Genomic DNA, 25,475 nt, shown 5'->3' with positions numbered 1-25,475 from the left:
AGAACGGTTAACTCAGTTACTCCGCTTACTCAGTTACTCTACCGTCCCATCCAGCCGCCATCCACGGTGAGGATGGTGCCGTGGACGTAGCTGGCGGCTTCGGAAGCGAGGAAGACCGTCGGGCCTTTGAAGTCGTCGGGCTGGCCCCAGCGGCCGGCCGGGATGCGGCCCAGGATGCTGCTGCTGCGCTCAAGGTCCTGGCGCAAAGCTTCAGTGTTGTCGGTGGCGATGTAGCCGGGGGCAATGGCATTCACGTTCACGCCCCGGCCCGCCCACTCGTTAGCCAGCGCCTTCACCAAGGAGCCGATGGCGCCCTTACTGGCCGCGTAGCCCGGCACGTTGATGCCGCCCTGAAACGTAAGCAGCGAGGCCGTGAAAATGATTTTGCCCGAGCCCTGCGCCAGCATCCGGCCCCCAATAGCCCGGGCCAGCCGGAACGGGGCGTCGAGGTTGATGGCTAGTACGTTGTCCCAGTCGGCGTCGGCGTGCTCGGCGGCGGGGGCGCGCCGGATGGTGCCGGCGTTGTTGATCAGAATATCGATGCGGGGGAAATCCTGCTGCACCTGTTCCAGGAAGGCATCCACGGCGGCGCGGCGGCTGAAGTCGGCCTGGTAGGCGTGAAACTGCCGGCCCAAAGCCTGCACCTGCTGCGCCGTGTCGGAGCCTTCCAGGGCCAGCGTGGCCGATACACCGATGATGTCGGCGCCGGCTTCGGCCAGCCCCAGCGCCATAGCCTGCCCGATACCCCGGTTGCAGCCGGTTACCAGGGCGACTTTACCTGTTAAATCAAAGGAGGCGGCAAGCGACATGAGCAGAAGGCGTTGTAAACTTTTCGAAGAAGACCGGTGTAGTTTTAAAACCGCCGGTGGTCAATCGACATGATTAAGGTTACAGGAAGCCTTTTCCATTCGGAAGAATATCATCTTAATAATTTGCGCAAACGATGTCGGGAACGTTGCCAACGTACCGCCAGAACGGTTTTTGCGAGGCTGATTTCCATAAATTCACCCGGTATCGCTACTTTTCCGGCCCGGAGCCGGTGGGTAATCACTAGCTTCGTTCTTGTACTTTAGTAAGTACCCACTCGCTCTGCTCCTTTCGTCTCACCTTCAGTCCGCTTTTACCCGTGGAAGTTTACACCATCAAAGACATTGCCCGCGAGCTGGGCATCTCCACTTCCACGGTATCACGGGCGCTGCGGGGCAGCTACGAAATCAACCCCGAAACCAAGCGGCTGGTGATGGAGTGCGCCGAGCGGCTCAACTACCGCCCCAACCCTATTGCGCTCAGCCTGAAGGGCAGCGCCAGCCGCGCCATCGGCGTGATTCTGCCCCAGGTGGCCAACTACTTTTTCTCGCAGGCCATCAACGGCATCGAGGCCATTGCCTACAACCGCGGCTACCACGTTATCATCTTCCAGAGCCAGGAAAGCTACGAACGGGAAATGGCCAACGTGCAGCAGGCCATGTCGCGCAAGGTGGACGGGCTACTTATGTCGCTGTCAAGTGAAACCTCCGACGTGACGCACCTGCAGGACGTGCTGGATAAAAACGTGCCGCTGGTGCTGTTCGACCGGGTTTCCAGCGAGCTGAACGTGACTAAGGTAGTGGCCGATAACTTCGGTGGAGCCTTTGCCGCCACTGAGCACCTGATCCGAAGCGGGCGCCGCCGCATTGCCCACCTCACCATTCAACCCTGGCTCAGCATCACACAGGAGCGCTTGGCGGGCTACCGCGCCGCGCTGGAGCAAAACGGCTTAGAATTCGACGAAACCCTGATTCGCTATGGCACTTTCGGTCCCGATGAGGTGGGCCCGATGGTAGACGAGTTGATGCACCTGGAGTCGCCGCCCGACGCCTTCTTCACGGCCTCCGACCGCCTGGCCGTGGGCTGCCTGCAGGCCCTACGCCAGCGTAACCTGCACATTCCCGACGACGTGTCACTGATCGGCTTCACCAACCTCAACGTGGCCGACCTGCTGGACCCGCCACTGAGTACCGTAGTGCAGCCCGCCCAGGAAATCGGTCAAGTAGCCGCCGAGCGCCTCATCGACCAGATTGAGCGCAAGCTTCGCGCCCTCCCCATCGAAACCGTGCAGATTGCCACCGAGCTGATCGTGCGCAGTTCAACGCGCCTGGAAGCGGTGAAGCTGTAAACAAACACTGTCATCCTGAGCTTGCGAAGGACCTTATCACGTTGACGCAGGTAGTATAGGTGCTCCAGTCTGGAGGCTCATTTAGCCGCCAGACCGTAACCACGGCGGCGCTGTTCTACGCGGCTGTAGAGACGCAATATTTTGCGTCTCGTCGTTGAACGATGCGGCAAGGCACGGTTCGAACAACGTCAGCAACGATGAGACGCAATATTTTGCGTCTCTACCCCGGTTTCTCATTTCACTGCCTCCACCCGAAACCAGTCCACGTCGGCGGTACCGGCGTCGTTGGTCTGGCTTGGACGGGTGTAGAACAGGCCCATTTTCGCGCCAATCCACTTGCCTTCCCGGGCCTGAAACACGGTGCCTAGTGGCGTGAAAGCCCGACCGTCGAGGCTATAGCTAAACTGGCATTTCGCGCCGGGCTGCATAGCTACACGCAGGTACACGGGCTGGCGCACGGGTACGGAAACGGGCGCACCAGCCACTTCCGGGCTAAGTTTGTCGGCCTCTTTGCACACCGTCTGACTTAGCTGCAGCTGGCCGCCGGTGTTGGTCAGGGTGAGCGTGGCGTAGTCGAGGCCCATCATCACGAGGCCGACCTTTTCACCTTCGATGCGGGGCGTGACGGTGAGCTTGGCGGTGGCTGTGAACTGCTCGGCAGGCAGCTTCTGCAGCAGCAGATTGGGCACCGGCCACAGGTTCCTGGTGCCTTCCGGCAGCGGCACCGAGTACACGCGCAACGTGCCCGTGCTCTGGTTCAGAAACGCCCAGCCCGGCTGCGGATTGGCGTGCCACTGCCACTGCAGCCCCAACGCGGCGCTGCTGAACTCGTCGGACGTGGCGGGCGTGGCCAGGGGCTGCGGGCCGCGTACGGCGGGTTTGCGATGCGTGAGAACGGGCTGGCCCATGCCGTCACCGTCTGGGTCTTCGCCGATGATGGGCCAGTCGTTGCGCCACTGCATCGGCTGCAGGTGCACCACGCGACCATAGGGGCCCTGATCTTGGAAGTGCAGAAACCAATCCTGCTTACCATCGGGCGTATCTACCCAGGCACCCTGGTGCGGGCCGTTGATGGGCGTTTTGCCCTGGTTCATCACAATACGGTCTTCGTAAGGGCCGAACACGTTTTTGGACCGTAGCACCACCTGCCAGCCGGTGCTCACGCCCCCACCCGGCGCGAAAATGTAGTAGTAGCCGTGGCGCTTGTAGAACTTGGGGCCCTCGATGGTGGGGTGCTGGTCGTGGCCGTCGAATACCAGCACCTCGTCGCCCAGCAAGCGCAGGCCGTCGGGGCTCATCCGGCTCACGGCCAGCACGCTCTTAAAACCCGCCCGCGAGCCGGCAAAGCCGTGCACCAAGTAAGCTTGGCCGTCCTCGTCCCAGAGCGGGCAGGGGTCAATCCAGCCCCGGGCTTCCTTTATGCAGATAGGCGTACTCCAGGGCCCGGCCGGGTTTTTAGCCTTGGTTACGAACAGGCCTAAGTCTGGATCAGGATAATAAATGTAGAACTCCTTTTTGTGGTAGCGGATGGCCGGGGCCCACACGCCGTTGCCGTGCTGGGCCTGGTTGTAGCGCGCCAAAGGCAGTTGCTGACTGAACGCGGCCCCGATAATTGTCCAGTTCACCAGGTCGCGGGAGTGCAGAATTTGCAGGCCGGGTGCGCTGTTGAAGCTGGACGACGTGAGGTAATAATCCGGGCCCACGCGCACCACATCGGGGTCGGAGTAGTCGGCGTAGAGAACAGGGTTTTTGTAGCTGCCGTTGCCCAGATCCGCCACCCACACCTGCGAGATAGTCGATTGAGCACGGGTGGCCAGCGGCAGCAGAAAAGCCAGCAGAAACAGACGAAACTTCATACGGAGACGGTTTAAAACCTCCTGTCATCCTGAGCGGAGCGAAGGACCTTAACACATCAGCACGAGTCGTTTTCACGATTGTCGTTCAACTGAAGATCCTTCGCTCCGCTCAGGATGACAGATGGAGTTGGGTTGTTGCAGGTAAGACCAAAAACCATCATTTCGACCAACCGGTGGCTTCTGCGGAATCCGGCTGGGCCGAACCTCAGACTCCTCCCGTTGGTCGGAATGACGGGCGGCAGCACCTGGGCCAGCGGCACACTCACTAAACGGCCGGCCCGGGTGTGCGCCGCTATTTGCGGCCGGACTGTTGCAGCAGCCAGGTCGCCAGGTCGTGGGCGGCGTTGTAGTTCTCGAATGAGGCCGGAATCTTGCGGCCGTCCACGTACTCGTTGTACAGCCACGGGTCGCCGACGGCCAGCACGGTGCCCTTGCCCACTTTGGCGGTAGCAATGACGGTATGTTCGCCCATCTTCACGAGCGGCGTGGCCGAAGCCTGCACTTTCAGCGGGGCCAGCTCCTTGATGTAGGCCGATTTAGCGGTTTTGAAGACGGCGTTGCCGGCCGGAATAGTCACTCGGCCCTGCTCGAATTCGCTGCCTTTCACCATGTTCAGGTTCAGGGGTAAGAACTCCATCCCGAAGGCCCGAGCTAGGGTGTTGAAGCGCGGGATTTCGCAGTTGCTGGTGTCGTTGGCCATGAGCACCAGTGTGCCGCCGTCCTTCACCCACTTGGTGAACACCTGCACATCGGCGGGCTGCACGAAGTTGGGCTGCGGGGTTTCCTTCCGGGTGTCGGGGTCCACGATGATGAACACGTCCACGCCTTTGAGTGCGGCGGCCGTGGGCGCGGTGCTGATGGTGGCGGTTTTCGCGCCCAGGTCGCGGAATTGCTGGCCCCAGAAGTAGAAGCCGCCGTGGGTGCGGTCATCCCAGGTGTAGTGCCAGGTTTCGGGCTGGCCGGTCAGGGCGTTTTTGCGCAGCTCGTGGTTGAAGTAGTTGTCCACGGCCACGGTTTTGCCGGTTCCCACGGTGCTGGCAGCGGTTTCCATCTCCACGCTGGCCAGAATGAACGGGCCCACGCCTTTCAGGTCGTTCTTGCGCAGCGGCTCGGTGAGGTAATACTCGAAGCTGCCGTCGCGGTAGGGCTTGCCACCGAGGCCGCCCACGCTCACGGTGCCGTTGAAGGCCAGCGTGCCGTTTTCCTCGGCCACAAACTGCTTCAGCAGGCCGTCGTAGCCGCGGCGGGCGGCGGCGGCGTATTTCTTATCGAGGTAGCCCATGCGCACACCCTTCTGCAGGAAATACACGAACATGCTGCTGCCAGAAGCCTCCTGGTAATTGCCCTTGCGGGCGGCCTGGTCCATCACCAGCGCCCAGGTGCCAGCGGTGGCATCCTGGTACTTCACCAGCACCGGCGCGAGGCGCTGCACATTTTGGATGAGCTGCTGGCGCTGCGGGTGGTGCTGGGGGAAATAATCCAGAACATCCACCAGCGCCATAGCGTACCAGCCCAGGCCCCGGTCCCAGAAATTGGCCGACTGGCCGGTGGTTTTATTGGCCCACTGCTGCTCCCGACTTTCATCGTAGCCGTGGTACATCAGGCCGGTTTTGGGGTCGGTGAGGTTCTTTTCAATCAGCGCAAACTGCTTAGCCACATCGTCGAAGCCGGCGGGCTGGTTGAAGGCCTGGCTGTACTCGGCGTAGAAGGGCTCGGCCATGTACAGGCCATCCAGCCACATCTGGTTGGGGTACACTTTCTTGTGCCAGAAGCCGCCGGCCTTGGTGCGCGGCTGCCCCTCCAGCTGCTTACGCAACTGCTGAGCCGCCAGCCGGTACTTCTCGGCCTGGGGCACCGACATCTGGCCCAGCGTGAGCAAGGCGTGGCCGGTGGTCAGGTTGTCGAGGTTGTAGTCCTCCAGCTTGTAAGTGCGGATGCTGCCGTCGGGGCGCACAAACTGGTCGAGGTCCTTCTGGATGTAGGTGAAGTAGCGGGCGTCGCCGGTGCGCTGCCACACCCGTTCCAGCGCCTTCAGCATCAGTCCCTGCTCGTAGTCCCAGCGGGCCGTTTTGCGGTTGCCGATGAGGATGGAATCGGGGTGCCAGCTGATAAACGCATCGGCCATGCGCTGCGACATCGGCCGCGCCGCGGGTGCGGTCTGGGCCTGGGTGGAAAGCGAGGCCGTGAATAGGCCGGCAAACAGGAAAGAGCGGAAGGACATGGGTAGGAAGCTAGAGCAAGAAAACTAGTTCCCCTCCTTGGAAAGGAGGGGCTAGGGGTGGTTGATTCGTTGGACGACTCAGCCCGGCATGTTCCGGTAAACAACATCAGCACGCGGGTCAACCACCCCAGCGTCGGCTGCGCCGCCGCGTCCCCTCCTTTCCAAGGAGGGGAGCTTCATTCATTACAGCTTGCTTACCGTCACCGTTTTCTTCGCCACCTTCTCCCCCATTTCCACACCTTTCTTGGCAGGTTTGGTGTCGGTGTTGCGCAGGGTGACGGCTTTGCTGCGGGCACCCGTCACACGCAGCAACAGCTCGGCGCCGGGCGTGTAGCGCAGGTTGTCGAAGCTGATGTTGCGGCTGTTCTGGACTTCCAGTACGGGCTTGGTTTCCTGGGAAAGCAGGGTCACATTTTTGAGCCGGATGCCGTCGGCTTCCTGGCACACCAAGCCTTTGTTGCACTCCAGCACCGTGTTTTCGATTTCGATGTTCTGCACCGCCATTTCGGGCAGACCGCGCACCAGGATGCCGGTGTTGGCGCCCTTGCAGGTCACGTTGGTGATGCGGAAGTTGCGGAACTGCGGGGTGCCCTCGTTCATCGGCTCGGCCTTGATTTCGGGAATGCCGTAGGCCTCGCCGTTCACCTGCACGGGGTCTTTGGCGGCGTAGTACATATCGAACAGGATGGCCTCGCCGGCAATGTCGGTCATGTCCACGCCGTCCACGAAGATGTTCTCCACCACGCCGCCCCGGCCCCGGGCCGTCTTGAAGCGCAGGCCCACATCGGTGCCCATGAAGGTGCAGTTGCTCACGTACAGGTTGCGCGCGCCGCCCGACATTTCCGAGCCAATCACGAAGCCGCCGTGGGCGTGGTACACTTTCGTGTCGCGGATGATGAAGTTCTCGGTCGGCACGCCGCGCCGGCGGCCCTCCGCGTCGCGGCCCGATTTGATGCAGATGCCGTCGTCACCCACGTCAAACGTGCAGCCTTCCACCAAGCCATTGCGGCAGGATTCCAGGTCCAGGGCATCGGTGTTCTGGCCGTACCAGGGGTTGCGGGCCGTCACGTTGCGCAGGGTGATGTTGTCGCAGAGCAGCGGGTGGATGGTCCAGGCCGGAGAGTTCTGGATGGTGAAGTCTTCGAGCAGGATCTGCTTGCAGCGCTGCAGGCTGAGCATATTGGGCCGCAGGAAATCCTTGAACTCGGCGTACTTGCTGAAGTCGGGCTCCTGGCCGGCGGTCAGCGTCCAGGGCTTGTTGAGGGTGGAGCCTTTGAGCGAGCCGGCCGAGGGGTACCAGGTGGTGCCCTTCTCATCCACCACGCCGCCCGATTTCACGAGGCGCTGCCACTGGCCGGCGTTGAGCTTTTCCTTTTTCACCATGCGCCAGGCGTCGCCGGCGCCGTCGAAGGTGCCCGGACCGGTAATGGCAATGTTTTCGAGGTCGAAGCCGGAAATGGGCGACTGGTTGCGCACGGCGTCCTCCCCTTCCCAGTTGGTTTTCACCAGCTGAAAATCAGAAAGCCGGTTGCTGAACTGCACCAGCGCACCTTTGGCCACGTGCAGGTTCACGTTACTTTTCAGTTGAATGGGGCCAGTTAGCCAGAGGCCGCGCGGCACCAACACCACGCCACCCTGCTGGCTGCAGGCGTCAATTGCCTTGCGAAACGCCTCGGTGTTGAGCGTTTGCCCATCGGCCACGGCGCCGTACTTGGTGATGTCGAAGGTATCCTTGCGGAAAGTGGGCTGCAACACGATGGGCAACTCGTAGGCGTATTTGCCAGCAAAGGCCAGCGGCTTGAGGTGGGTGGCAATTCCCAGGTTCTGCTTTTTCACTTCCTGCGCCACCAGTTGCGCCACCCGCTCAGCGCCGTAGGCCGAGAAGTGCGTGTTGTCGAGTTTGGTGTTGTTGGCCCCGTTCTGGTAGCTCCAGAACAACGGCTTGGTGCCCGCGTCGCCGAGCTGGGTGTACATGGCCCAGGTGGCTTCGTGGGCGTCAATCAGGGGCACTTTCTGGGCTTTGGCTACCTCGCGCACCACGCCGGGGTATTCGCCGTGGTCGTCCTTGCGCTTGCCGGCTTCATCAAAGTAGCGGCGGCCGACGGGCGTCAGCAGCACCGGGTTGGCGCCTTTGGCGCGGGCTTCCTGCACGTAGCGGGTTAGGTTCTGGCGGTAGGCGGTCTGGGGGGCGGCGTAGCGGGCGGTGTCCTCCTGCTTGCTGTCGTTGTGGCCGAACTGGATGAATACCCAGTCGCCGGGCTTGAGTTGTTCCAGCACCTTGGCCCAGCGGCCTTCGTGGCGGAAGTTGCGGGTACTGCGGCCGTTCATGGCGTGATTCTGTAGCGTTACGCTCGCATTAAAATACTGGCGGAAGTACATGCCCCAGCCCCGCTCGGCCTTGTCCAGCGGCTTATCCGACATAGTCGAATCACCGACGAGGAAAATAGTAGGTTTCTTGTCGTCCGCCGGCCGGAAGGCCCACAGTAAAACGGCGAAAAACAGGATGGCAAGTTGTTTCATAGAAGAAAAAAAGAGCCGGTTCAGCCTGGCCCAGGGGCCGGACTGAACCGGGTGCAAAAGGTTATCTGTAGCCCGCGTTCTGGGTGAATTCGCCTTTGTTGGACACAGCATCGAGCTGGCGCTGCGGAATGGGTCGCACCAAATGAAACTCCTGAATAGTGTTGGCCGCGTCGGGGTTGTACTTCTTCACCCGCTCCAGCAACTTGCCGGTGCGTTTGAGGTCAAACCAGCGCAGCTGCTCGCCGCCCAGTTCCCGGCCCCGCTCATCCAGAATGAAATCCAGGGTCACGTCGGCGGGGGTGATGAGCATATCGGCTTCCCTGCCCAGAATGGCGGCCCGGCGGCGCACCACGTTAATCAGCTCGGCAGCCTTAGTAGCGTTGCCGGCTTTAAACTCGGCCTCAGCCGCCGTCAGATACACGTCGGCCAGCCGAATCACGTAGGCGTCGCGGGCGCTCTGCTCCTCGGCAATGGTGGGGCGCGTGGGGTCCAGGAATTTCTTCATGGTCATGTAATGGATCCGGTCCCCGGTTACGGCCCCGGTGGGGCTGTACACGGCGCTCTGGTCCCAGATGCGGTATTTCCTCTTGGCCTTAGTAGCGGCCGGAATGATGTACTTGCTGGCCACAATGGCCGTATCGCCCACGGCAATGTTGGTGACGGCGCGGTTGGCAAACCACACCGTCTGGAAGGTAGCGGCGTAGCGGGAATCGACCTTCTCGTTGAACAGGTTCAAGTAGAAGAGCGAGGGCATGAAGCGGTTGAACGGCCGGCCGTAAGGAATGTCCCGAATGACGCCGGGCTGGTCGTCGTACTTCATCAGGAACAACAGGTGGCCATTGTTGGCCCCGCGCGGATGGCCATCGGGATACAGCGTGGCATCTACTCGGTCGTTCAGGCTTAGGTCGCGGGAGTAGTTCACGGCCCACACAATTTCCTTGTTTTCCAGATTGGTCATCGACCACAGATCAGCAAAGCGGGGCTGCAGGGCGTAGCCGTAGCTGCTGATAACCTTCTGGGCCAAGTCGGCAGCCTGCCGGTTCTGGCCACGGGTGAGGTACATCTTAGCCAGAAAGGCCTCGGCGGCGGGCTTGGTCACGCGGCCGTAATCGGTGGTGGTAGCAGGCAGGTTAGCCACGGCCACGGTCAGGTCGTCGAAAATCTGCTTGTAGAAGGTATCCACCGGGGTACGGTTGGCGGTGTTCTGCACACTGGTGGCTTCCTCGGTGGTGAAATGCACGCCGCCCCAGGTTTCCACAATCTGCCAGTAGTAGAAGGCCCGCAAAAAGCGTAGCTCGCCTTCCCGGGTTTTCTTCAGCGCGTCGGTCATGCCCGAGCTGCCGATGCGGCCGATGCCGGCGTTGCACACGTTCACGCCGGCGTAGAGCTTGTTCCAGAGCTCGGTGAGGGCCGTGGAGCTGCCCTGCAGCGTGGTGTACTCCGTCAGGTCGGGGTTTACGTCGCCGGCCCCGCGCTGCCAGAGGTCGGTACCCATTTCGGAGGCGCTGTAGCCGTTTTCTTTGCCGTACCACCAGCGGTTGTACGAGTAGGCGGCATTCACCAGCGTCTCGAAGCCGGCCGGCGTTTTGTACACGGCCTCGGCCGTCAGGCCCGAGGGGTTGTATTCTTCCAGCTGCTTCTCGCAGGCCGGCAGTGTGAGCGTGAGGGCTCCGGCGGCCAGTAGCAGTCTGAGCGGACGGTGAGTCGGGAATTTCATCTTCGTATGCAGCATTAAACTAGCCCTGACTTCTTAAAAACCCAGATTGAGACCCGCCGTGAGCACCCGGGGAATAGGCGTGTTGATGGCCCCGCCCCGCTCGGGGTCGTAGTTGTCGATGTGGCTCCAGGTGTAGAGGTTCTTGCCCTGCACATACACCCGCAACGACGACATGTGCAGGCGCGAGGCCAGCCCTGCCGGGAATGTGTAGCCGAAAGTAGCTGCCCGCAGCTTGGCATAGGAGCCATCCTCGTACAGCAGCGTAGTGCCGTAGAGGGCGTTCTGCAGCGTGGTTTTCGAGAGGCTGGCGTCGGGGCGCGGGAAGTCGTTGGAGGGGTTTTCGGGCGTCCAGTAGTTTTGGCGCGAGCTGTTCTCAATGCCCTGCGGATCGAAGAAGCCGTTGTACTCGTAGTTGAGCATCTGGCCGATACGGGCGAACAGCTGCACCGACAAATCGAAGCCCTTGTAGCTGAAATCGGTGTTGAAGGAGCCGCTCCACTTGGGCACCGTAGTGCCCAGCACCTTGCGGTCATCGGTGGCCGTGATGCGGCCGTCGCCGTTCAGGTCACGCACCTTGATCTGGCCGGGCTTCTGGCCGAAGGATCTGGCTTCGTCGGCTTCCGAGGTCTGCCAGATACCCAGCTTTTCGTAGTCGTAGAACACATTCACCGGCGAGCCGATAAACCACCGGTTGCTCACGTCGTTGCCCGAAATGGTGAGAGCCGTAATTTCCTCCTTGTTCTTGAACCAGGTGAGTCCGGCGTTCCAGCGGAAGCTTTCCTTTTCCATCACCAGCGCGTTCAGGCCCACCTCAATGCCCCGGTTGCGGGTTTTGCCAGCGTTTTCCGTGACTACCGAGTAGCCCGAAGTGGCCGGCAGCACACGGTTGAGCAGCAAGTTGCTGGTGCGCGTGTCGTACACGTCCACGGTGCCGGTCAGACGGTTTTGCAGCAGCCCGAAATCGAGGCCGAAGTTGAGCGTGTTCGACAGCTCCCAGCCCAGCGCCTTATTCCCGATACGGTTGGCGAAAGTGTAAGCTGGCGAGGACGTTTCGCCGAAGCCAAACGGAATCCGCACCAGCAACGACTGGGTGGAGTAGGCCGGAATATCGTAGTTGCCGGCACGGCCGTAACTCACCCGCAGCTTCAGATCCGTAACGGGCGTGACGCCTTTCATGAAATCTTCCTCAATAATGCGCCAGGCGGCTGCCACCGAGGGGAAAAATGCCCACTTGTTGCCGGGGGCCAGCACCGAGGAACCATCGGAGCGGCCGGTGAGCGTGAGCAGGTAGCGGCTCTTAAAGTTGTACTGCACCCGGCCCGTGAAGGAAATCAGCTTGCTGTTCACGTAGCCGCTGTTGATGCCCACCTGCTGGTTGGCATTGGCCAGGGCGTAGTAGCCCTGGTAATCGAGCAGCTGGTTGCGGCCCTGGGCATTGGAGCTTTCGTTGTTGAACGTGAGCAGGGAGGTGATGCCGGTGGCCGTAACGGTATGGTCGCCGAAGGTTTTGTTGAAGTTGAGAATGTTCTCCCAGCTCCAGTTGGTCACGAACTCCGTCCCGTAGGCCGACTGCGCCACCGAGCCGTTGCGGTCCAGGGTGTTGGAACCCTGGTAGATGCCGGTGCGGGCGTTAGACAGCGTGAGGCCCAGGTTGGAGCGCAGGCTCAGGCTGGGCAGAATCTGGTAGCTGGCGTAGGCCGTGGTGAAGGTGCGGGTGGTGCGCTGGTTGTTCTGGTAGTTGCCCGGCTGCTCATCAATAAGCGGGTTGATGAAGTTGCCCGCGTTGGGAAAAATGGCCAGGTTACCGTTCTCCTCGTAGGGCGTAAGCAGCGGGTTGATTTTGTTGGCCTGGTTGGTGGGGTCGCGCCGCCGGTCGAGGTTGAAGTAGGTGAGCTGACTTTGCAGCCCCACCTTCACCTTGGCGTTGATTTTCTGGTCGAGGTTGAAACGGATGGAGTAGCGGTTGAGGTCGTCCATCCGGAACAGGCCCTGCTCGTTGAAGTAGTCGAACGAGGTGTAGAACTTGGTTTTGTCGGAGCCGCCGGCCAGGCCAATCTGGTGTTCCTGCTGCACGCCTTGGCGCAGCAGCATATCCATCCAGTTGGTGCTCACGCCGTTGTTGATATTCTGAATTTCGAGCGGCGTGAAGATCTTGCTGTCGTTGGAGACATCCGTCCAGGTGCCGGTGGTGCGGTTGGCTTCGCGCTTCTGGGCCACGTAGGCCGCCGCATCGTTCACGCGCGGGTAGTACACGGCATCGGTGATGCCGTAGTAGGAGTTCACCGTTACGCGCGGCTGCCCCGAGGTGCCTTTTTTGGTCGTGACGATAATTACCCCATTGGCTCCCCGCGAGCCGTAAATGGCCGTGGACGCGGCGTCCTTGAGCACTTCCATGCTCTGGATGTCGTTGGGGTTGATGTCCTGAATGGAGTTGTACTGCACGCCATCTACGATAAACAGCGGGCCGTTCTGAGCCGTGATGGAGCGGTTGCCGCGCACGGCAATGTTCACGCCCGAGCCGGCCGAGCCGCTGCTGCGGGTAATATCTACGCCCGGCAGGCGGCCCTGGAGGGTTTCCATCACGTTGGCCGAGGGCACCTTCTTCAAATCCTCCTCCTTCACCGAGACGATGGCCCCGGTTACGTCGCTCTTCTTCACCTGCCCGTAGCCAATAACTACCACCTCATCCAGCGCCTTCTGATCGGGCTTGAGTGACACTTTGAGCTTGTCGAGGTTGCCGGCCGGTACCGTTTGGGGCACGTAGCCGATGTAGCTGAAGGTGAGCACCGCTTCCGTGCCGGCGGGCACGCTCAGCGAGAAGCTGCCGTCGTTATCGGTTGTGGCCCCGATGGTGGTGTTTTTGATAATGACCGTGACGCCGGGCAGGGCTTCGCCGGTAGCTGCATCCAGCACCCGGCCCTGCACCGGGCGGGTCTGCTGGGCCAGCGCCGTTCCCGCCGTCAGCAGCACCAATGAGCTCAACAGTAGGCTTTTTTTCATAGCGGGGAATTTTGACTGGTCGAAGAAAGAGCTGAGAGCCTGAAGAAGTAAGCCCTCACTAATGTTAGGTCTATCTCCGGGAGTTCCTGCCTTTCAACCCGCTGATTATTTGCGCAATCGTTGTCGGGAACGTTGCCAGTAGCCGAATTACGCGCTTTTTATCCGCCCCTGCCCGGCATATAGTAATGCCACACCACCTCCGTCAGCTTAAAAGCAGTTTCGGACACCCTGCCTATAAATTGTATTTAGCGCATATTCAGGCCGATCATATTCTGCCTTTCGCTATTCTACCAATCGCCACCCAGCCACAGAAGTGCGCTCAGCAGCATGCTCACCAGCAGCCCGGAAGCCAGCGGCATTTTATCGGATTGAGAAGTTTGTGTCACTGGTGCAGAGCCGTCCTACCATCGGTTCCCGCAGAGGGCACAGACGTTTGCGCAGCTGTTCAGACGCGCGCAGTTCTATTCGCGGGTTCAGGACGCCACCACCTTTGCATTACCCCTTGTTATCAAACACCGGCTCAATGCGCCCATCGGCCCCGACCTGCAAAGCGGCTTCGTACCGCGCGCCAGATTTCGAGGAAATGAAGCCGCGGATGACGCCGGTTTTGCCTTTGCGCAGAAGCTGGTTCATCTGGGCATCGGTGAGGGTTTTGCCACCCCACTCGAATGGGGCCCGGAACTGGCAGTCCTCGCGGAAGCGGGAGCAGCCCCAGGCGCTCTTGCCCTTCAGCATCTGGCCCAAGCGGCACACCGGGCAGGGTATCTGGCCGGGGTCCTGCGGGGTGGTAGGCTTGCTTTCGGCGGCGCGCACCAGTTCCAGGGTGCGGGCGGGCGTGAGGCGGATGGCGGCCCCGAACTTATTACCGACCTCGTCCAGGAAGCCCTGCATCACCTGAGTGCGGCCTTTTTTGAGCAGGTCGCCCACCTGCTTATCGGTGAATTTCTTGCCCTCGAATTCCACCGGCAGCCGGAACTGGCAACCCTCCTTCCAGCGCGAACAACCAAACGCTGACTTGCCCCGCAGGATGTGGCCGCTGCCGCAGGCTGGGCATGGGCCCAATGCCCCCGGCACGGCCGGCGTGGCGGCTGCCGGAGTCGGACGAGTAGCCGCAGGTTTACCAGCTGCCGGCGCGGCTTGCGCGGCGTTGGCTACCGTGACGGCGCGGCCGGAGCCGTCATGCTTCACCTCGTGCACCATTTCGCGCACCAGCTGTTTCAGCTCGCCCAGAAACTGCTCCTGGTCGAGCTGGCCGCCTTCAATCTGGCGCAGCTTCCGCTCCCACTGGCCCGTCAGCTCCGCTGACTTCAGCGTGGGGTTGCGGATGAGGCCGATGAGCTCCACGCCGGTGGGCGTGGGCACAATTTTCTTCCGGTCGCGGCGGATGTAGCCGCGCTTGAACAGGGTTTCGATAATGGCGGCGCGGGTAGAAGGGCGGCCGATGCCGTTTTCCTTCATAGCCTGGCGCAGCTCGTCGTCGTCCACGTTGCGGCCGGCGGTTTCCATGCCCCGCAGCAGCATGGCCTCCGTGTATTCGCGCGGGGGCTGGGTTTGCTTGGCGTCGAGGCGGGGCTTGTGGGGGCCGGTTTCGTCCTTTTGAAAGCTGGGCAGCACGGTGCTCACCACGTCGTCGTCGCCTTCGCCGGCCGCTTTGGGGGCCGAGGGGGCCTGCTGCTTCTCCGGGTCGCCGTATACTTCGCGCCAGCCGGGGCTCAGAATCTGCCGGCCCCGTACCCGGAAGGTGCGCCCGGCCACGTCGGCCGTCACGGTAGTGTTCGAGACTTCACAATCGGGGTAAAACGCGGCCAGGAAGCGGCGCGTGATGATGTCGTACACCTGCTGCTCGGTGCCGTGCAGACTGCCCGCACTGGCTCCGGTGGGGATGATGGCGTGGTGGTCCGTTACCTTCTGGTTGTTGAACACCTTGGTGCTCTTGCGGATTTTGCCGCCCGCCAGCAGCGGGGCCGCCAGCGCCGCGTGCGCCCCGCCCAGCCCGCGCAGGATGCCGGGAATTTTGGGGTATTGGTCGTCGGGCAGGTAGGTGGTATCCACGCGGGGGTAGCTCACCACTTTCTTCTCGTAGAGGCCCTGCACCGTCTTGAGCGTATCCTCGGCCGATAGGCCCAACTGGTTGTTGCACTGCACCTGCAGGGAGGTCAGGTCGAACAGCGCGGGCGGACTCTCCAGCGCCTTTTTGATTTCCACGTTGGTCACCGTGAGGGGCTGGCCGGTTACCTGGGCCAGGGCTGCATCGGCCTCCTCCTGGGTCACGAAGTAGCCGCGGGCCTTCAGGCGGGCCTTTTCGTCGGGCTCGTCGTCGTCCTTGCCCTTTTTCACCACGGCCACGTGGCTGAACATGGTGCCCCGGTACTCGGTACGCAGCACCCAGTAGGGCTCGGGCCGGAAGTTCTGAATTTCGTGGTGCCGGTCTACCAGCAATGCCAGCGTGGGCGTCTGCACTCGCCCGATGCTGAGCACCTGCCGCTGCCCGGGCGCGTACTTGAGCGTGAACAGCCGGGTAGCGTTCAGGCCCAGCAGCCAGTCGCCCACGGCGCGGCTCTTACCGGCCTGGTACAGCGAGTCGAACTCCGAGCCCTCGCGCAGGTTTTGGAAGCCCTGGCGGATGGCTTCTTCGGTGAGCGAGGAAATCCAGAGGCGCTTGGTGGGCTTGCGGTACTTGGCCTCCAGCAGCACCCAGCGCTGAATCACCTCCCCTTCCTGCCCGGCGTCGCCGCAGTTGATAACTTCCTCGGCGGAGGCCAGCAGGTTCTTAATCACGTTGAACTGCCGCACCACGCCGTCGTCGCGGCGCATGAGCTTGATGCCAAACTGCTCGGGCAACATGGGCAAATCATGAATGCTCCAGCGCTTCCACTCGGGGCGGTAGTCCTCGGGCTCGCGCAGCTGGCAGAAGTGGCCGAACGTCCAGGTAACTTGGTAGCCGTTGCCCTCGAAGTAGCCGTCCATTTTGCGGTTGGCACCCAGCACCTGGGCAATTTCGCGGGCCACGCTGGGCTTTTCGGCAATGCAAACTTTCACTCGTAGCGGATTGGATGAAGTACGCCAGCCGGGGCCAGCAGGGAATCAACAAAGATAACGGGGAGAAAAGTCCGGTGCACTGGACTCTTCTCCCCGTTTTTGAGCTGTCAAATATTCTAGCTGGCGACCTGCTATTCAGCCCCCAATCTTGTCACCCAAGTGCCCAATGCCATCAAGCAAAAAATAGAATAGAGGCCACCATACCAAAGCAGCCAACGTGTAGCATAGAGTTAGTTTGAATTTCTTTTTGAACAGCATTTTCACAGCGTACCAGCTATTAATCAACACAGTAGCAAAAAGGAACACGAGTAGAAGCAAGAGTACTGTAAACACACTCTCATCTAACCTACGGTCTGGCAAACCTGCTATGTAGGTAAATCCATACAGAAGTATACCCAAAATCAGCAGACCTCCATTGATAACCAGTAGCCTACGATACTCGGGTAATAGTATCATAGATAGTTTAGTGTAAGCTGAGAACCGTTTACAGAAAATAAAAAAGCAGCCCGTCAGGTTAAGTCCAAAACTCAATCTGACGGGCTGACAAGCTACCGGCAGCTATTGCTTTACCGTTTCAGGCGCAATGCGGGTGGGGGTCTGCTGGCCGCTGACGATGCCGACGGCAGCCCGGCCAATGGCCGTAATAACGGCCGTCATGTTGGGCAGATCCAAGCTTTCGACTTCATCGTCCACGGAATGATACTTCTTGTCGGTCGGAATCTGGTCGGTGCTGATGGTGTGGGCGGGTACACCCAAGCGGGCCAAGGTGGCGTTGTCGGAGCGGAAGAATAGGTTTTGCTCGGGGTACGGGTCGGGCTCGAAGCGGAACACAGTGCCTTTGGCGTTATCCTGCAGCATCTTGCCAAAATCCGACCGATCAAAACCGGTAATGAAGGCGGTGTTGGGTCCAAATTTGGCCTGCTTGCCAATCATTTCGATGTTGAACATGGCCACCACCTGCTGGGGATTGAGTTGCTTCGAGAAATGCCGGGCTCCGAAACCGCCAATTTCCTCGGCCGTGAAGGCCACGAACACCAGCGGGCGGGCGTTATCGTTCTTCTTCTTGAAATATTCGGCCAAGGCTACCACAGCAGTAGTGCCGCTGGCGTCATCGTCGGCCCCGTTGGCAATGGAGTCACCGACCACGGCGGGTAGGAAGCCCAGGTGGTCGTAGTGGCCGCTGAACACCACCTGCTCGGTGGCGCGGGCGGCATCTTTGCCAGGCAGCACGCCCACCACATTACGCAACTCCACCGTGCGGATGGTGGTGGTAGCGGCCACTTGAAACTTAAGGGGCGTAGGGGCCGGAGGCGCCAGAATAAGCAAGGTGGTGAACGGAGCCGGCTTATCGGCCCGCAGGCCGCCGCGTTTCACGTAGCCAGCCACTCTGGCAAACGCGGCCGCCTGCGTGGGGTCCACAAACACAATAGTGTTTTCCTTAGGGTCGAGCAGTGCCCGCACGTCCTTCATCAGGTTGTCTTTGGGACCAATGGTGACAACGCGGGCAGCGGGTTCATCGGCCTCCGTCCAGTTCAGGTGCGGCTGGCCGGAAATCAGCAGCAGCTTATCCGGGCTTACATTGCTACCGTTGATGGACACGAAGGCGGCCGCCGTACGGGCCTCATAGGCCGGAAATGTCTGGGCGAAAGACGTCAGACCCGGCAGCGGCTCCAGACCGATGCGCTGGAATTCAGCGGCCAGAAACTCGGCGGCTTTCAGGCTGCCAGGCTTGCCGGTGGCGCGGCCCTGCATATCATCAGCGGCTAGGGTACGCACTATCCGTTCTACCGTAGCGGCCGAAACACCGGCTGTCAGTGGGGCAATGGCTGGTTTTTTCTGAGCATAAACGTTGGCACTGAACAGAGCGAGGAACAGAACGAAGGGGGGGAATTTTCGCATACCGCAAAATAACCATTTTGTTCTTTAGCCGGTACAATTTGTGTGCCGTAACCAGCCGGTTTCTGCTGGTTTATTTTCTCACTTCACCTTCCTTATAGCATGCGCCTTTCCTTGCCTCTGCTCCTGCTGCTGGGGGCCTGTCAGACAACAGCTCCTACAACGGAAACTACCACTTCTGCTGCTCCAGCTACTCCACCCGCCGAGCTACGGGGCACCCGCTGGCTTCTGCACGCTCTCGACAAACAACCAACTACCCCTACGGCTGGCAAGGAGGTGTATCTGCAACTCAATACCACCGAGCTACAGGCAGAAGGACAGGCGGGGTGCAACCGTTTTCGGGGTAATATTGAGTTGCCCGCCACCGGTCAGCTACGCTTTGGACCGTTGATGGCTACCAAAATGGCCTGCCCTGATCTAACCATCGAAACCGGGTTTATGAGTGCGCTGAACGCCGCCCGCACCTACCGCATCAGCCGTGACACACTGCGGCTATACGGGGAACCTGCAGGGCTACCTCTGGCGGAGTTGCACAAAGGTCAATAGGGTAACCACCGGTTTGTAAAAAGCCCGGCCGCCCGACAATTCGGACGGCCGGGCTTTTTACAAACCGGTGGTTGCTTTACTGCGTGTCTACTTTGGCCAGTACCGCGCCCCAATCGGCATCGGTTTTGGCAGTGGCAGCTTCGGGAGTTGCCTTTAGCGCGGCGGCCAGCGCGGGGGCAGCCGCCTGCAGGGGTTTCAGCCCGAGCTTTACCGGCAGTAGCTGTCCATCGGGCCGCAACAGGTAATAGGTGATTTTGTCTTCGACCTCGTCATACCGTTCCCCTGTGCTGTACGGGCCCTGGTAATTGGCTTTGCGCAGGGTTTTGGCATAACGTTTCAGAAACGCGTACTTGCCTTCGTGCAGCACTTCCACGTACTCCGCACGCTGGCTGAGCACCGGAGCCTCGGTAAAGCGTCGGAACCTGCGCACCCGCGCCGGCTGCAGACCACGGGCTGGTACATCCAGCTCAAAGCTGGCCAGCTTCCGGTCATCGAGCACCAAAGAGTCCTTGCGGTGGAGCGGCAGCATCAGCAGCCGGTGGTTCAGAACATCGTACTTCACCGGCACCGGTGCCAAAGGTACACCGGTAGTCATCTTCAGCCGCGCCGGCAGCCAGCTGTTTTCCACATAAGGTGAACCAATCAGACCGTAAGACTCACCTTTAGGTAACACGGCTGCCGCACCGTTTGCTAAGGCATCGATGTTTGCCTGCGCAGCAGTACCCGCCTGACTGATGGACTGCTGCGCCTGGCCGGACGTAGCGCAAACGGCCAGCAGAAATACGGAAGCAAAATAAATACGCATCATTTTTAGGATAAGGAGGCAAGCCCTAATGTACGCTTTTGCGGCTGATTCCGGGACTTACCCCAGCGTCAGTACTAGGTCGTCGGCGTTTACCATGCTGCCTTCCGTTAGGCTCACGGCCTGAATAGTGGTATCGTCGGGGGCGGTGATGGTGGTTTCCATCTTCATGGCCTCGATGATAAACAGCGGCTCGTTTTTGCGCACCTGCTGGCCGCTTTCCACCAGCACGCGGCTGAGCATGCCCTGGAGCGGGGCCCCCAACTGGCGCGGGTTGCCTTTGTCGGCCTTGAGGTTGAAGATGCACTTGACTTCTACGCTCGTATCTCGGATTTCAAGGTTGCGGGTTTGGCCATTTAGGTTGAAGAAGATGGTGCGGCAGCCGTCCTCGTTCACCGGCCCAATGCTTTGTAGGCCCACAATGATGCTCTTGCCCCGGGCAATGTCAATGATGGTTTCCTCGCCAGGCTGCAGGCCGTAGTAGAAGACCGGGGTCGGCACCACGGCCACGTCGCCGTGGTCTTCGCGGAACTGCCAGTACTGCTCGAATACTTTCGGATACAGCAGCCACGACAGCACATCGGTGAACTTGCCGGCCCGCCCGAATTTCTCCTCGAACCGCTGCTCCTCGGCCGCAAAATCAATGGGGGCCAGGTGCTCGTTGGGGCGGTCGGTAAAGGGCTGCTCGTCTTTGAGGATGAGCTTTTGCAGTTCCGCCGGCCAGCCGCCTTCGGGCTGCCCGATGTCGCCGCGGAATAGCTCCCGCACCGATTCGGGAAAGTTCAGGCCCGCCCCTTTCTCCAGCACGTCGTGGGTGGTGAGGTTGTTACTGACCAGGAACAGGGCCATGTCGCCCACCACTTTGGAACTGGGCGTTACCTTCACAATGTCCCCAAACAGCAGGTTGACGTCGGCGAAGGTCGTTTTCACGGTTTCGAACTTATCCAGCAGGCCCAGCGAGGCGGCTTGGGGCCGCAGGTTAGAGTACTGCCCGCCCGGAATTTCGTGCTGGAATACTTCCGAGGTACCCGCCTTCAGGCCCGACTCGAACGGGTAGTAATACTCGCGCACGGTTTCCCAGTAGTTCGAGAATTCGTTGAGCGACTTCTGGTCGAACTCACGGTGGCGCTCCTGCCCGCGCAGCATCTCCACCACCGAGTTGAAGTTGGGCTGCGAGGTAAGGCCCGAAAGGCTGCCCAGAGCCACGTCGAGCACATCTACGCCCGCTTCCACGGCCTTCAGGTAGGTGGCAGCCTGCAGGCTGCTGGTGTCGTGGGTGTGCAAATGGATGGGGAGGCTGACGGTGGCGCGCAGGGCCGAAATCAGCTCGGTGGCGGCGTAGGGCTTCAACAGCCCGGCCATATCCTTGATGCAGAGGATGTGCGCGCCGGCGTCTTCAATCTGGCGGGCCAGGCGCAGGTAGTAGTCGAGGTTGTACTTCTGGTTGCGTTTAGGGTCCAGAATGTCGCCGGTGTAGCAGATGCTGGCCTCGGCCAGCCGGTCGGTTTTATTCCGCACGAACCCGATGCAGGCCTCCATGCCCGGCATCCAGTTCAGCGAATCGAAGATGCGGAATACGTCGATGCCGGTTTCGGCGGCCTGCTGCACAAACTGCTCCGTGAGGTTATCAGGATAGGCCTTGTAGCCCACGCCATTGGCCCCGCGGATCAGCATCTGGAGCAAGATATTGGGCACGGCGGCGCGCAGCTTGGCCAGTCGTTCCCAGGGGTCTTCGTGCAGAAAGCGCAAGGCCACATCGAACGTAGCCCCGCCCCAGCATTCCAACGAGAAGGTTTGCGGATGCTGACGGGCGTAGCGCTCGGCCACCTTCAGCATATCGAAGGTGCGCATGCGGGTGGCCAGCAGGCTCTGGTGGGCGTCGCGTAGGGTGGTGTCGGTGTAATGCACCTGTTTTTCGGCCCGCAGCCACTGGGCAAAGCAGTCAGGGCCCAGCTCAGTGAGCTTCTGCTTGGTGCCGGCGGGCGGCGCGGCGGCCAGGTCAGCCTCAGGCAGACGGGCCTTGCGCAGTTCGCGCTTGGGGTCGAGCAGGCCGCGCACGTCGGGGTTGCCGTTCACAATCACGTCGCCCAGGAAACTGAGTACGCGGGTGGCGCGGTCCTGCCGCCGCTTAAACCGGAACAGCTCCGGGTGGTCCTTGATGAAGTCGACGTTGGCCTCGCCGGCCATGAATACCGGGTGGGCAATAATATTCTGCAGAAACTGGATGTTGGTGCTCACCCCGCGCAACCGGAACTCATCGAGGGTGCGGGCCATCTTAGTGGCGGCCTCGGCCAGCGAAGGGGCGTGCGTCGAGACTTTCACCAACAGGGAATCGAAGAACGGCGACACTTTCACGCCGGTGTACACCGAGCCCTGATCGAGACGGATGCCGAAGCCACCCGCCGAGCGGTAGGCCGTGATGGTGCCGTAGTCGGGCTTGAAATCCTGTTCCGGGTCTTCAGTAGTGATGCGGCACTGGATGGCCACCCCGATTTTGAGCGGCGTCACGTCCGGCCCCAGCCCGATTTCGGGGTCCTGGAGGCGGCGGCCGTCGGCAATGTGGAGCTGGGTTTTGATCAGGTCGATGCCTGTAATCATCTCCGTCACGGTGTGCTCTACCTGAATGCGCGGGTTCACCTCGATGAAGTAGATGCGGTCCTGCTCGGGGTTCACCAGGAATTCCACGGTGCCCACGTTGTTGTAGTTCACGGCCCGGCCCAGGCGCAGCGCATACTCGTATAGCAGATGGCGCAGGTGGTCGGGCAAATTGAGTGAAGGTGCTACTTCCACCACCTTCTGGTAGCGGCGCTGCACCGAGCAGTCTCGCTCGTAGAGGTGGGTGAGGCCGCCGTGGTTGTCGGCTACCAGCTGCACCTCAATGTGCTTGGGCTGCTCCACAAACTTCTCCAGGAACACGGTATCATCGCCGAAGGCCTTGAGGGCCTCGTTGCGGGCCTCGAAGAAGCCGCGCTCCAGCTGCTCATCGTCCCGAATCACGCGCATACCCCGCCCGCCACCGCCGCTGGCCGCTTTCAGCATCAGCGGGTAGCCGATGCGGTGGGCTTCTTCCAGGGCCACGTCGAGGTCGGTCAGGTCCCGCTCACTGCTTTCGATGATGGGCACCTGGCACGCCACGGCCACCCGCTTGGCAGCCACTTTGTCGCCGAGGGCATCCATTACCTCCGGGCGCGGCCCCACGAAGATGATGCCTTCCTCGCCGCAACGGCGGGCCAGGGTGGCGTTTTCGCTCAGGAAGCCGTAGCCGGGGTGAATAGCATCAACCCCATTGGCCTTGGCGGTGCGGATGATGCCCTCAATATCGAGGTAAGGCTTCAGCGGCTCGTCGTCGCGGCCCACTTGGTAGGCTTCGTCGGCCTTGTAGCGGTGCAGGGAGTAGCGGTCCTCGTAGGTGTAGATGGCAACGGTCTGGATGCCCAGCTCGGTAGCAGCGCGCAGCACGCGAATGGCAATTTCGCCCCGGTTGGCGACCAGCAGTTTGCGGATGTTCATCGGTTTTCAGGAGAAGTTGAAAGGTGGAACAGGGAAGCGGTGCAAGCTACGCAACGGGGCGGGATTCGTCAGCGAATTTTTGCTAAACGATTATTTTTCGCAGAAAACAGTGGTGTGGGATGGTCAGGCTTAGGCGAGGGTAGAGACGTAATAGGTTGCATCTCGTCGTTACTGAGGTTGTTTAAAACGTGCGTTACCGTACTGTTCAAAGAAGAGACGCAACCTACTGCGTCTCTATAGCAAAGCATCAGTTTTCCTGGTTGATCAGGTTGACCACCAGCTTCACCATGACATCCTTGTCCTCCGGCTTGCTTTCGGCAATTAGCAGGGTAAGGGCCACCAGGGCATTGTCGGCGAGGCGGCGGGAGCCGTCGGGTTTGTAGAGGCAGTGGTTCTTATCCATGAACCACACGAATAGGAAGGCCGCAATGCGCTTATTGCCATCGAAAAAGGAATGGTTTTTCACCACGAAGTAGAGCAGGTGGGCTGCTTTTTCTTCCGCGCTGGGGTACAGCTCTACGCCGTCAAAACTCTGGTAAATCGTGCGAACTGAGCTTTGGAACGACTCATCCTTCTCCCGCCCGAACAGCACGCTGCCCCCGAACTGCTGGCGCAGGCCGTCCACAGCCTGCAAAGCGGCCTCGTAGGTCAGCTCGAAGGGCGTATCGGGCGTGGTGCCGGTGATGCGCAGGCGCTGGTGGTCGTATTGGTCAAGCACGTCGAGGGCCCGGGCATAGTCGCTGAGCACGCGCAGCAGGGCCGTGGTTTGGTCGGGCGTCAGCTCCTGGTTTTCCAGCAGCTCGCCCTGCAGCTGCAACAGCCGTTTCAGCTCCGTAAGCTTACGGGCGTCCTCGCGCAACCGCTTCTCGTTCAGCGCAAAACCCTGCACCAGATACTGCCGCAGCACCTGCGTGGCCCACTGCCGGAACTGCGTGCCCTGCCGGGAGTTCACCCGGTACCCGACGGAGATGATGACGTCGAGGTTATAGTAGTCGGCCGGGCGGCCGTCCCTCTTTTTTGCTCCTTCTGAACTTCTATGCATTTTTTGCATAGAAGTCGTTTCCGACTTTTCAGCCGTGAAAACGGGAAAGTCAGTCGCGCTTCTCACACAGTCGGATTCGACTAGTTCACCTGTCTGAAAAACAGTGCGCAAGTGGCGGCTAATAACGCTTTGGTCGCGACCAAACAACGCCACCATCTGGGCCTGGGTGAGCCAGAGGGTTTCGTTCTGGAGCTGTACTTCGAGTTGGGCACGGCCATCGGCCGATTGGTAGAGCAGAATATCCTGGGTTGGCTCCATATAGCGGGATAAAAAGGCGAAACACGTGTCCAATCAGCAATATGCAGAATCAGCAACGGGCCGCCAAGCCCGATTGACACCCCGCTCCAATGGCCAACGCCCAAAACTTTCCCGTAATCGGTCAGTTCTGAACCCACTCCCTCACTCCTGACTTCGCACACATGGAATTTGCCGACAAAAACATCCTCATCGTAGGGGCTTCCTCAGGTATTGGCCTCGCTACGGCGCGGCTGCTGCACGGCCTGGGCGCCAACCTCTACACCGCCTCCCGCCACCAGTCGGCCGAGCTGGCCGAGTTGGGCACCACCTTCCTGGAGCTGGACGTGACCAAACCCATCGGCACGGCGCTGGATAGCCTGCCGGAAGTGCTGCACGGCGTGGTGTACTGCCCCGGCAGCATCAAGCTGCGGCCCTTCGAGCGGATTCCGGTGGAGGATTTCCGCGGGGATTTTGAGTTGAACGTGCTGGGCGCGGTGCAGGTGCTGCAGGCCAGCATGAAGCGGCTGAAGAAAGCCGGCGGAGCCTCGGTGGTGCTGTTCAGCACCGTTGCCGCCGATACGGGCATGGCGTTCCACGCCAGCATTGCCACCTCCAAAGCCGCCGTAGAGGGCCTCACCCGCGCGCTGGCCGCCGAATACGCCGCCAGCGGCGTGCGGGTAAACGCCGTGGCCCCGTCGCTCACCAACACCCCGCTGGCCGCCGCCCTCCTCAACACGCCCGAAAAAGCCGAAGCCAGCGCCAAGCGCCACCCGCTGCAGCGCATCGGCGAGCCCGAGGATCTGGCTTACATGGCCTCCTTCCTCCTCTCCGACCACGGCTCCTTCATCACCGGCCAGGTACTGCCCGTAGACGGCGGCATGAGCCGGTTGAAGTAGCCTTTTTCAGACCTTAGACGGTGAGAACTGAGAAATGA

The 25,475-nt window shown here is 60.8% G+C and carries 14 protein-coding genes; 3 read left to right on the top strand and 11 right to left on the bottom strand.

The features are described from left to right. Positions 1–38: 38 nt before the first annotated feature. Positions 39–809, bottom strand: coding sequence for a 2-dehydro-3-deoxy-D-gluconate 5-dehydrogenase KduD (kduD, locus tag HSW_RS08910; protein WP_044001646.1), 771 nt, complete (start codon positions 807–809; stop codon positions 39–41). A 317-nt stretch (positions 810–1,126) separates the two neighbouring features. On the opposite strand from kduD, the gene HSW_RS08905 reads away from it, so the two are divergent. After that, a complete protein-coding gene (locus HSW_RS08905) occupies positions 1,127–2,155 on the top strand; it encodes a LacI family DNA-binding transcriptional regulator (RefSeq protein WP_044001645.1) in 1,029 nt (342 codons plus the stop codon). Between the two features lie 233 nt (positions 2,156–2,388). On the opposite strand, the gene HSW_RS08900 is transcribed toward HSW_RS08905, so the two are convergent. The 7 genes from HSW_RS08900 to HSW_RS08865 form a co-directional block, all read right to left on the bottom strand. Beyond that, positions 2,389–4,011: a glycoside hydrolase family 43 protein gene (locus tag HSW_RS08900; RefSeq protein ID WP_044001644.1), complete on the bottom strand. Its 1,623-nt coding sequence runs from the start codon at positions 4,009–4,011 to the stop codon at positions 2,389–2,391. A gap of 292 nt (positions 4,012–4,303) precedes the next feature. Beyond that, positions 4,304–6,232: a glycoside hydrolase family 88/105 protein gene (locus HSW_RS08895; protein ID WP_044001643.1), complete on the bottom strand. Its 1,929-nt coding sequence runs from the start codon at positions 6,230–6,232 to the stop codon at positions 4,304–4,306. 183 nt (positions 6,233–6,415) lie between these two features. Continuing rightward, positions 6,416–8,752 (bottom strand): glycosyl hydrolase family 28 protein, encoded by a 2,337-nt coding sequence (locus tag HSW_RS08890; RefSeq protein WP_044001641.1) that lies wholly within the window; start codon positions 8,750–8,752, stop codon positions 6,416–6,418. Positions 8,753–8,813: 61 nt separating this feature from the next. After that, the gene (locus HSW_RS08885) at positions 8,814–10,469 is read right to left on the bottom strand and encodes a RagB/SusD family nutrient uptake outer membrane protein (RefSeq protein WP_044004379.1); all 1,656 of its coding nucleotides are present in this window, start codon (positions 10,467–10,469) and stop codon (positions 8,814–8,816) included. Positions 10,470–10,502: 33 nt separating this feature from the next. Continuing rightward, entirely contained in the window at positions 10,503–13,469 is a 2,967-nt protein-coding gene (locus HSW_RS08880) for a SusC/RagA family TonB-linked outer membrane protein (RefSeq protein WP_044001640.1), read from the bottom strand. 495 nt (positions 13,470–13,964) lie between these two features. Continuing rightward, positions 13,965–16,508, bottom strand: a complete 2,544-nt coding sequence (locus HSW_RS08875) for a type IA DNA topoisomerase (RefSeq protein ID WP_044001639.1) — start codon at positions 16,506–16,508, stop codon at positions 13,965–13,967. 558 nt (positions 16,509–17,066) lie between these two features. Next, positions 17,067–18,407 carry a M20/M25/M40 family metallo-hydrolase gene (locus HSW_RS08865; RefSeq protein ID WP_044001636.1) on the bottom strand — a complete coding sequence of 447 codons (1,341 nt, stop codon included), beginning with the start codon at positions 18,405–18,407 and terminating at the stop codon, positions 17,067–17,069. A 99-nt stretch (positions 18,408–18,506) separates the two neighbouring features. Between HSW_RS08865 and HSW_RS08860 the strand changes: the two genes are divergently transcribed. Further along, complete coding sequence (locus HSW_RS08860) at positions 18,507–18,950, top strand: META domain-containing protein (RefSeq protein WP_044001635.1); 444 nt, start codon at positions 18,507–18,509, stop codon at positions 18,948–18,950. 76 nt (positions 18,951–19,026) lie between these two features. Here the strand turns inward: HSW_RS08860 and HSW_RS22685 are convergent, their stop codons facing one another. From HSW_RS22685 to rhuM, 3 genes are all read right to left on the bottom strand, one after another. Next, entirely contained in the window at positions 19,027–19,758 is a 732-nt protein-coding gene (locus HSW_RS22685; RefSeq protein WP_052346274.1) for a hypothetical protein, read from the bottom strand. A 54-nt stretch (positions 19,759–19,812) separates the two neighbouring features. Next, positions 19,813–23,262, bottom strand: a complete 3,450-nt coding sequence (locus tag HSW_RS08850; RefSeq protein WP_044001634.1) for a pyruvate carboxylase — start codon at positions 23,260–23,262, stop codon at positions 19,813–19,815. Between the two features lie 247 nt (positions 23,263–23,509). Further along, a complete protein-coding gene (gene rhuM / locus HSW_RS08845) occupies positions 23,510–24,562 on the bottom strand; it encodes a virulence protein RhuM/Fic/DOC family protein (RefSeq protein WP_044001633.1) in 1,053 nt (350 codons plus the stop codon). 161 nt (positions 24,563–24,723) lie between these two features. Here rhuM and HSW_RS08840 point away from each other — a divergent pair, with 161 nt between their 5' ends. Next, positions 24,724–25,437: an SDR family NAD(P)-dependent oxidoreductase gene (locus HSW_RS08840; protein ID WP_044001632.1), complete on the top strand. Its 714-nt coding sequence runs from the start codon at positions 24,724–24,726 to the stop codon at positions 25,435–25,437. Positions 25,438–25,475: the final 38 nt, after the last annotated feature.

This window comes from Hymenobacter swuensis DY53 (genome assembly GCF_000576555.1).
GTDB lineage: Bacteria > Bacteroidota > Bacteroidia > Cytophagales > Hymenobacteraceae > Hymenobacter > Hymenobacter swuensis.
Note: the sequence above shows the minus strand (reverse complement) of the source record. Positions and strands in the feature narration are given on the sequence as shown.

What these genes read in the sequence shown, in the direction of transcription:
- HSW_RS08860 (WP_044001635.1), top strand. Translation starts at nt 18,507, where the DNA reads ATGCGCCTTTCCTTGCCTCTGCTCCTGCTGCTGGGGGCCTGTCAGACA.
- rhuM (WP_044001633.1), bottom strand. Translation starts at nt 24,562, where the DNA reads ATGGAGCCAACCCAGGATATTCTGCTCTACCAATCGGCCGATGGCCGT.
- HSW_RS22685 (WP_052346274.1), bottom strand. Translation starts at nt 19,758, where the DNA reads ATGATGCGTATTTATTTTGCTTCCGTATTTCTGCTGGCCGTTTGCGCT.
- HSW_RS08900 (WP_044001644.1), bottom strand. Translation starts at nt 4,011, where the DNA reads ATGAAGTTTCGTCTGTTTCTGCTGGCTTTTCTGCTGCCGCTGGCCACC.
- HSW_RS08850 (WP_044001634.1), bottom strand. Translation starts at nt 23,262, where the DNA reads ATGAACATCCGCAAACTGCTGGTCGCCAACCGGGGCGAAATTGCCATT.
- HSW_RS08890 (WP_044001641.1), bottom strand. Translation starts at nt 8,752, where the DNA reads ATGAAACAACTTGCCATCCTGTTTTTCGCCGTTTTACTGTGGGCCTTC.
- HSW_RS08885 (WP_044004379.1), bottom strand. Translation starts at nt 10,469, where the DNA reads ATGAAATTCCCGACTCACCGTCCGCTCAGACTGCTACTGGCCGCCGGA.
- HSW_RS08895 (WP_044001643.1), bottom strand. Translation starts at nt 6,232, where the DNA reads ATGTCCTTCCGCTCTTTCCTGTTTGCCGGCCTATTCACGGCCTCGCTT.
- HSW_RS08840 (WP_044001632.1), top strand. Translation starts at nt 24,724, where the DNA reads ATGGAATTTGCCGACAAAAACATCCTCATCGTAGGGGCTTCCTCAGGT.
- HSW_RS08880 (WP_044001640.1), bottom strand. Translation starts at nt 13,469, where the DNA reads ATGAAAAAAAGCCTACTGTTGAGCTCATTGGTGCTGCTGACGGCGGGA.
- HSW_RS08865 (WP_044001636.1), bottom strand. Translation starts at nt 18,407, where the DNA reads ATGCGAAAATTCCCCCCCTTCGTTCTGTTCCTCGCTCTGTTCAGTGCC.
- kduD (WP_044001646.1), bottom strand. Translation starts at nt 809, where the DNA reads ATGTCGCTTGCCGCCTCCTTTGATTTAACAGGTAAAGTCGCCCTGGTA.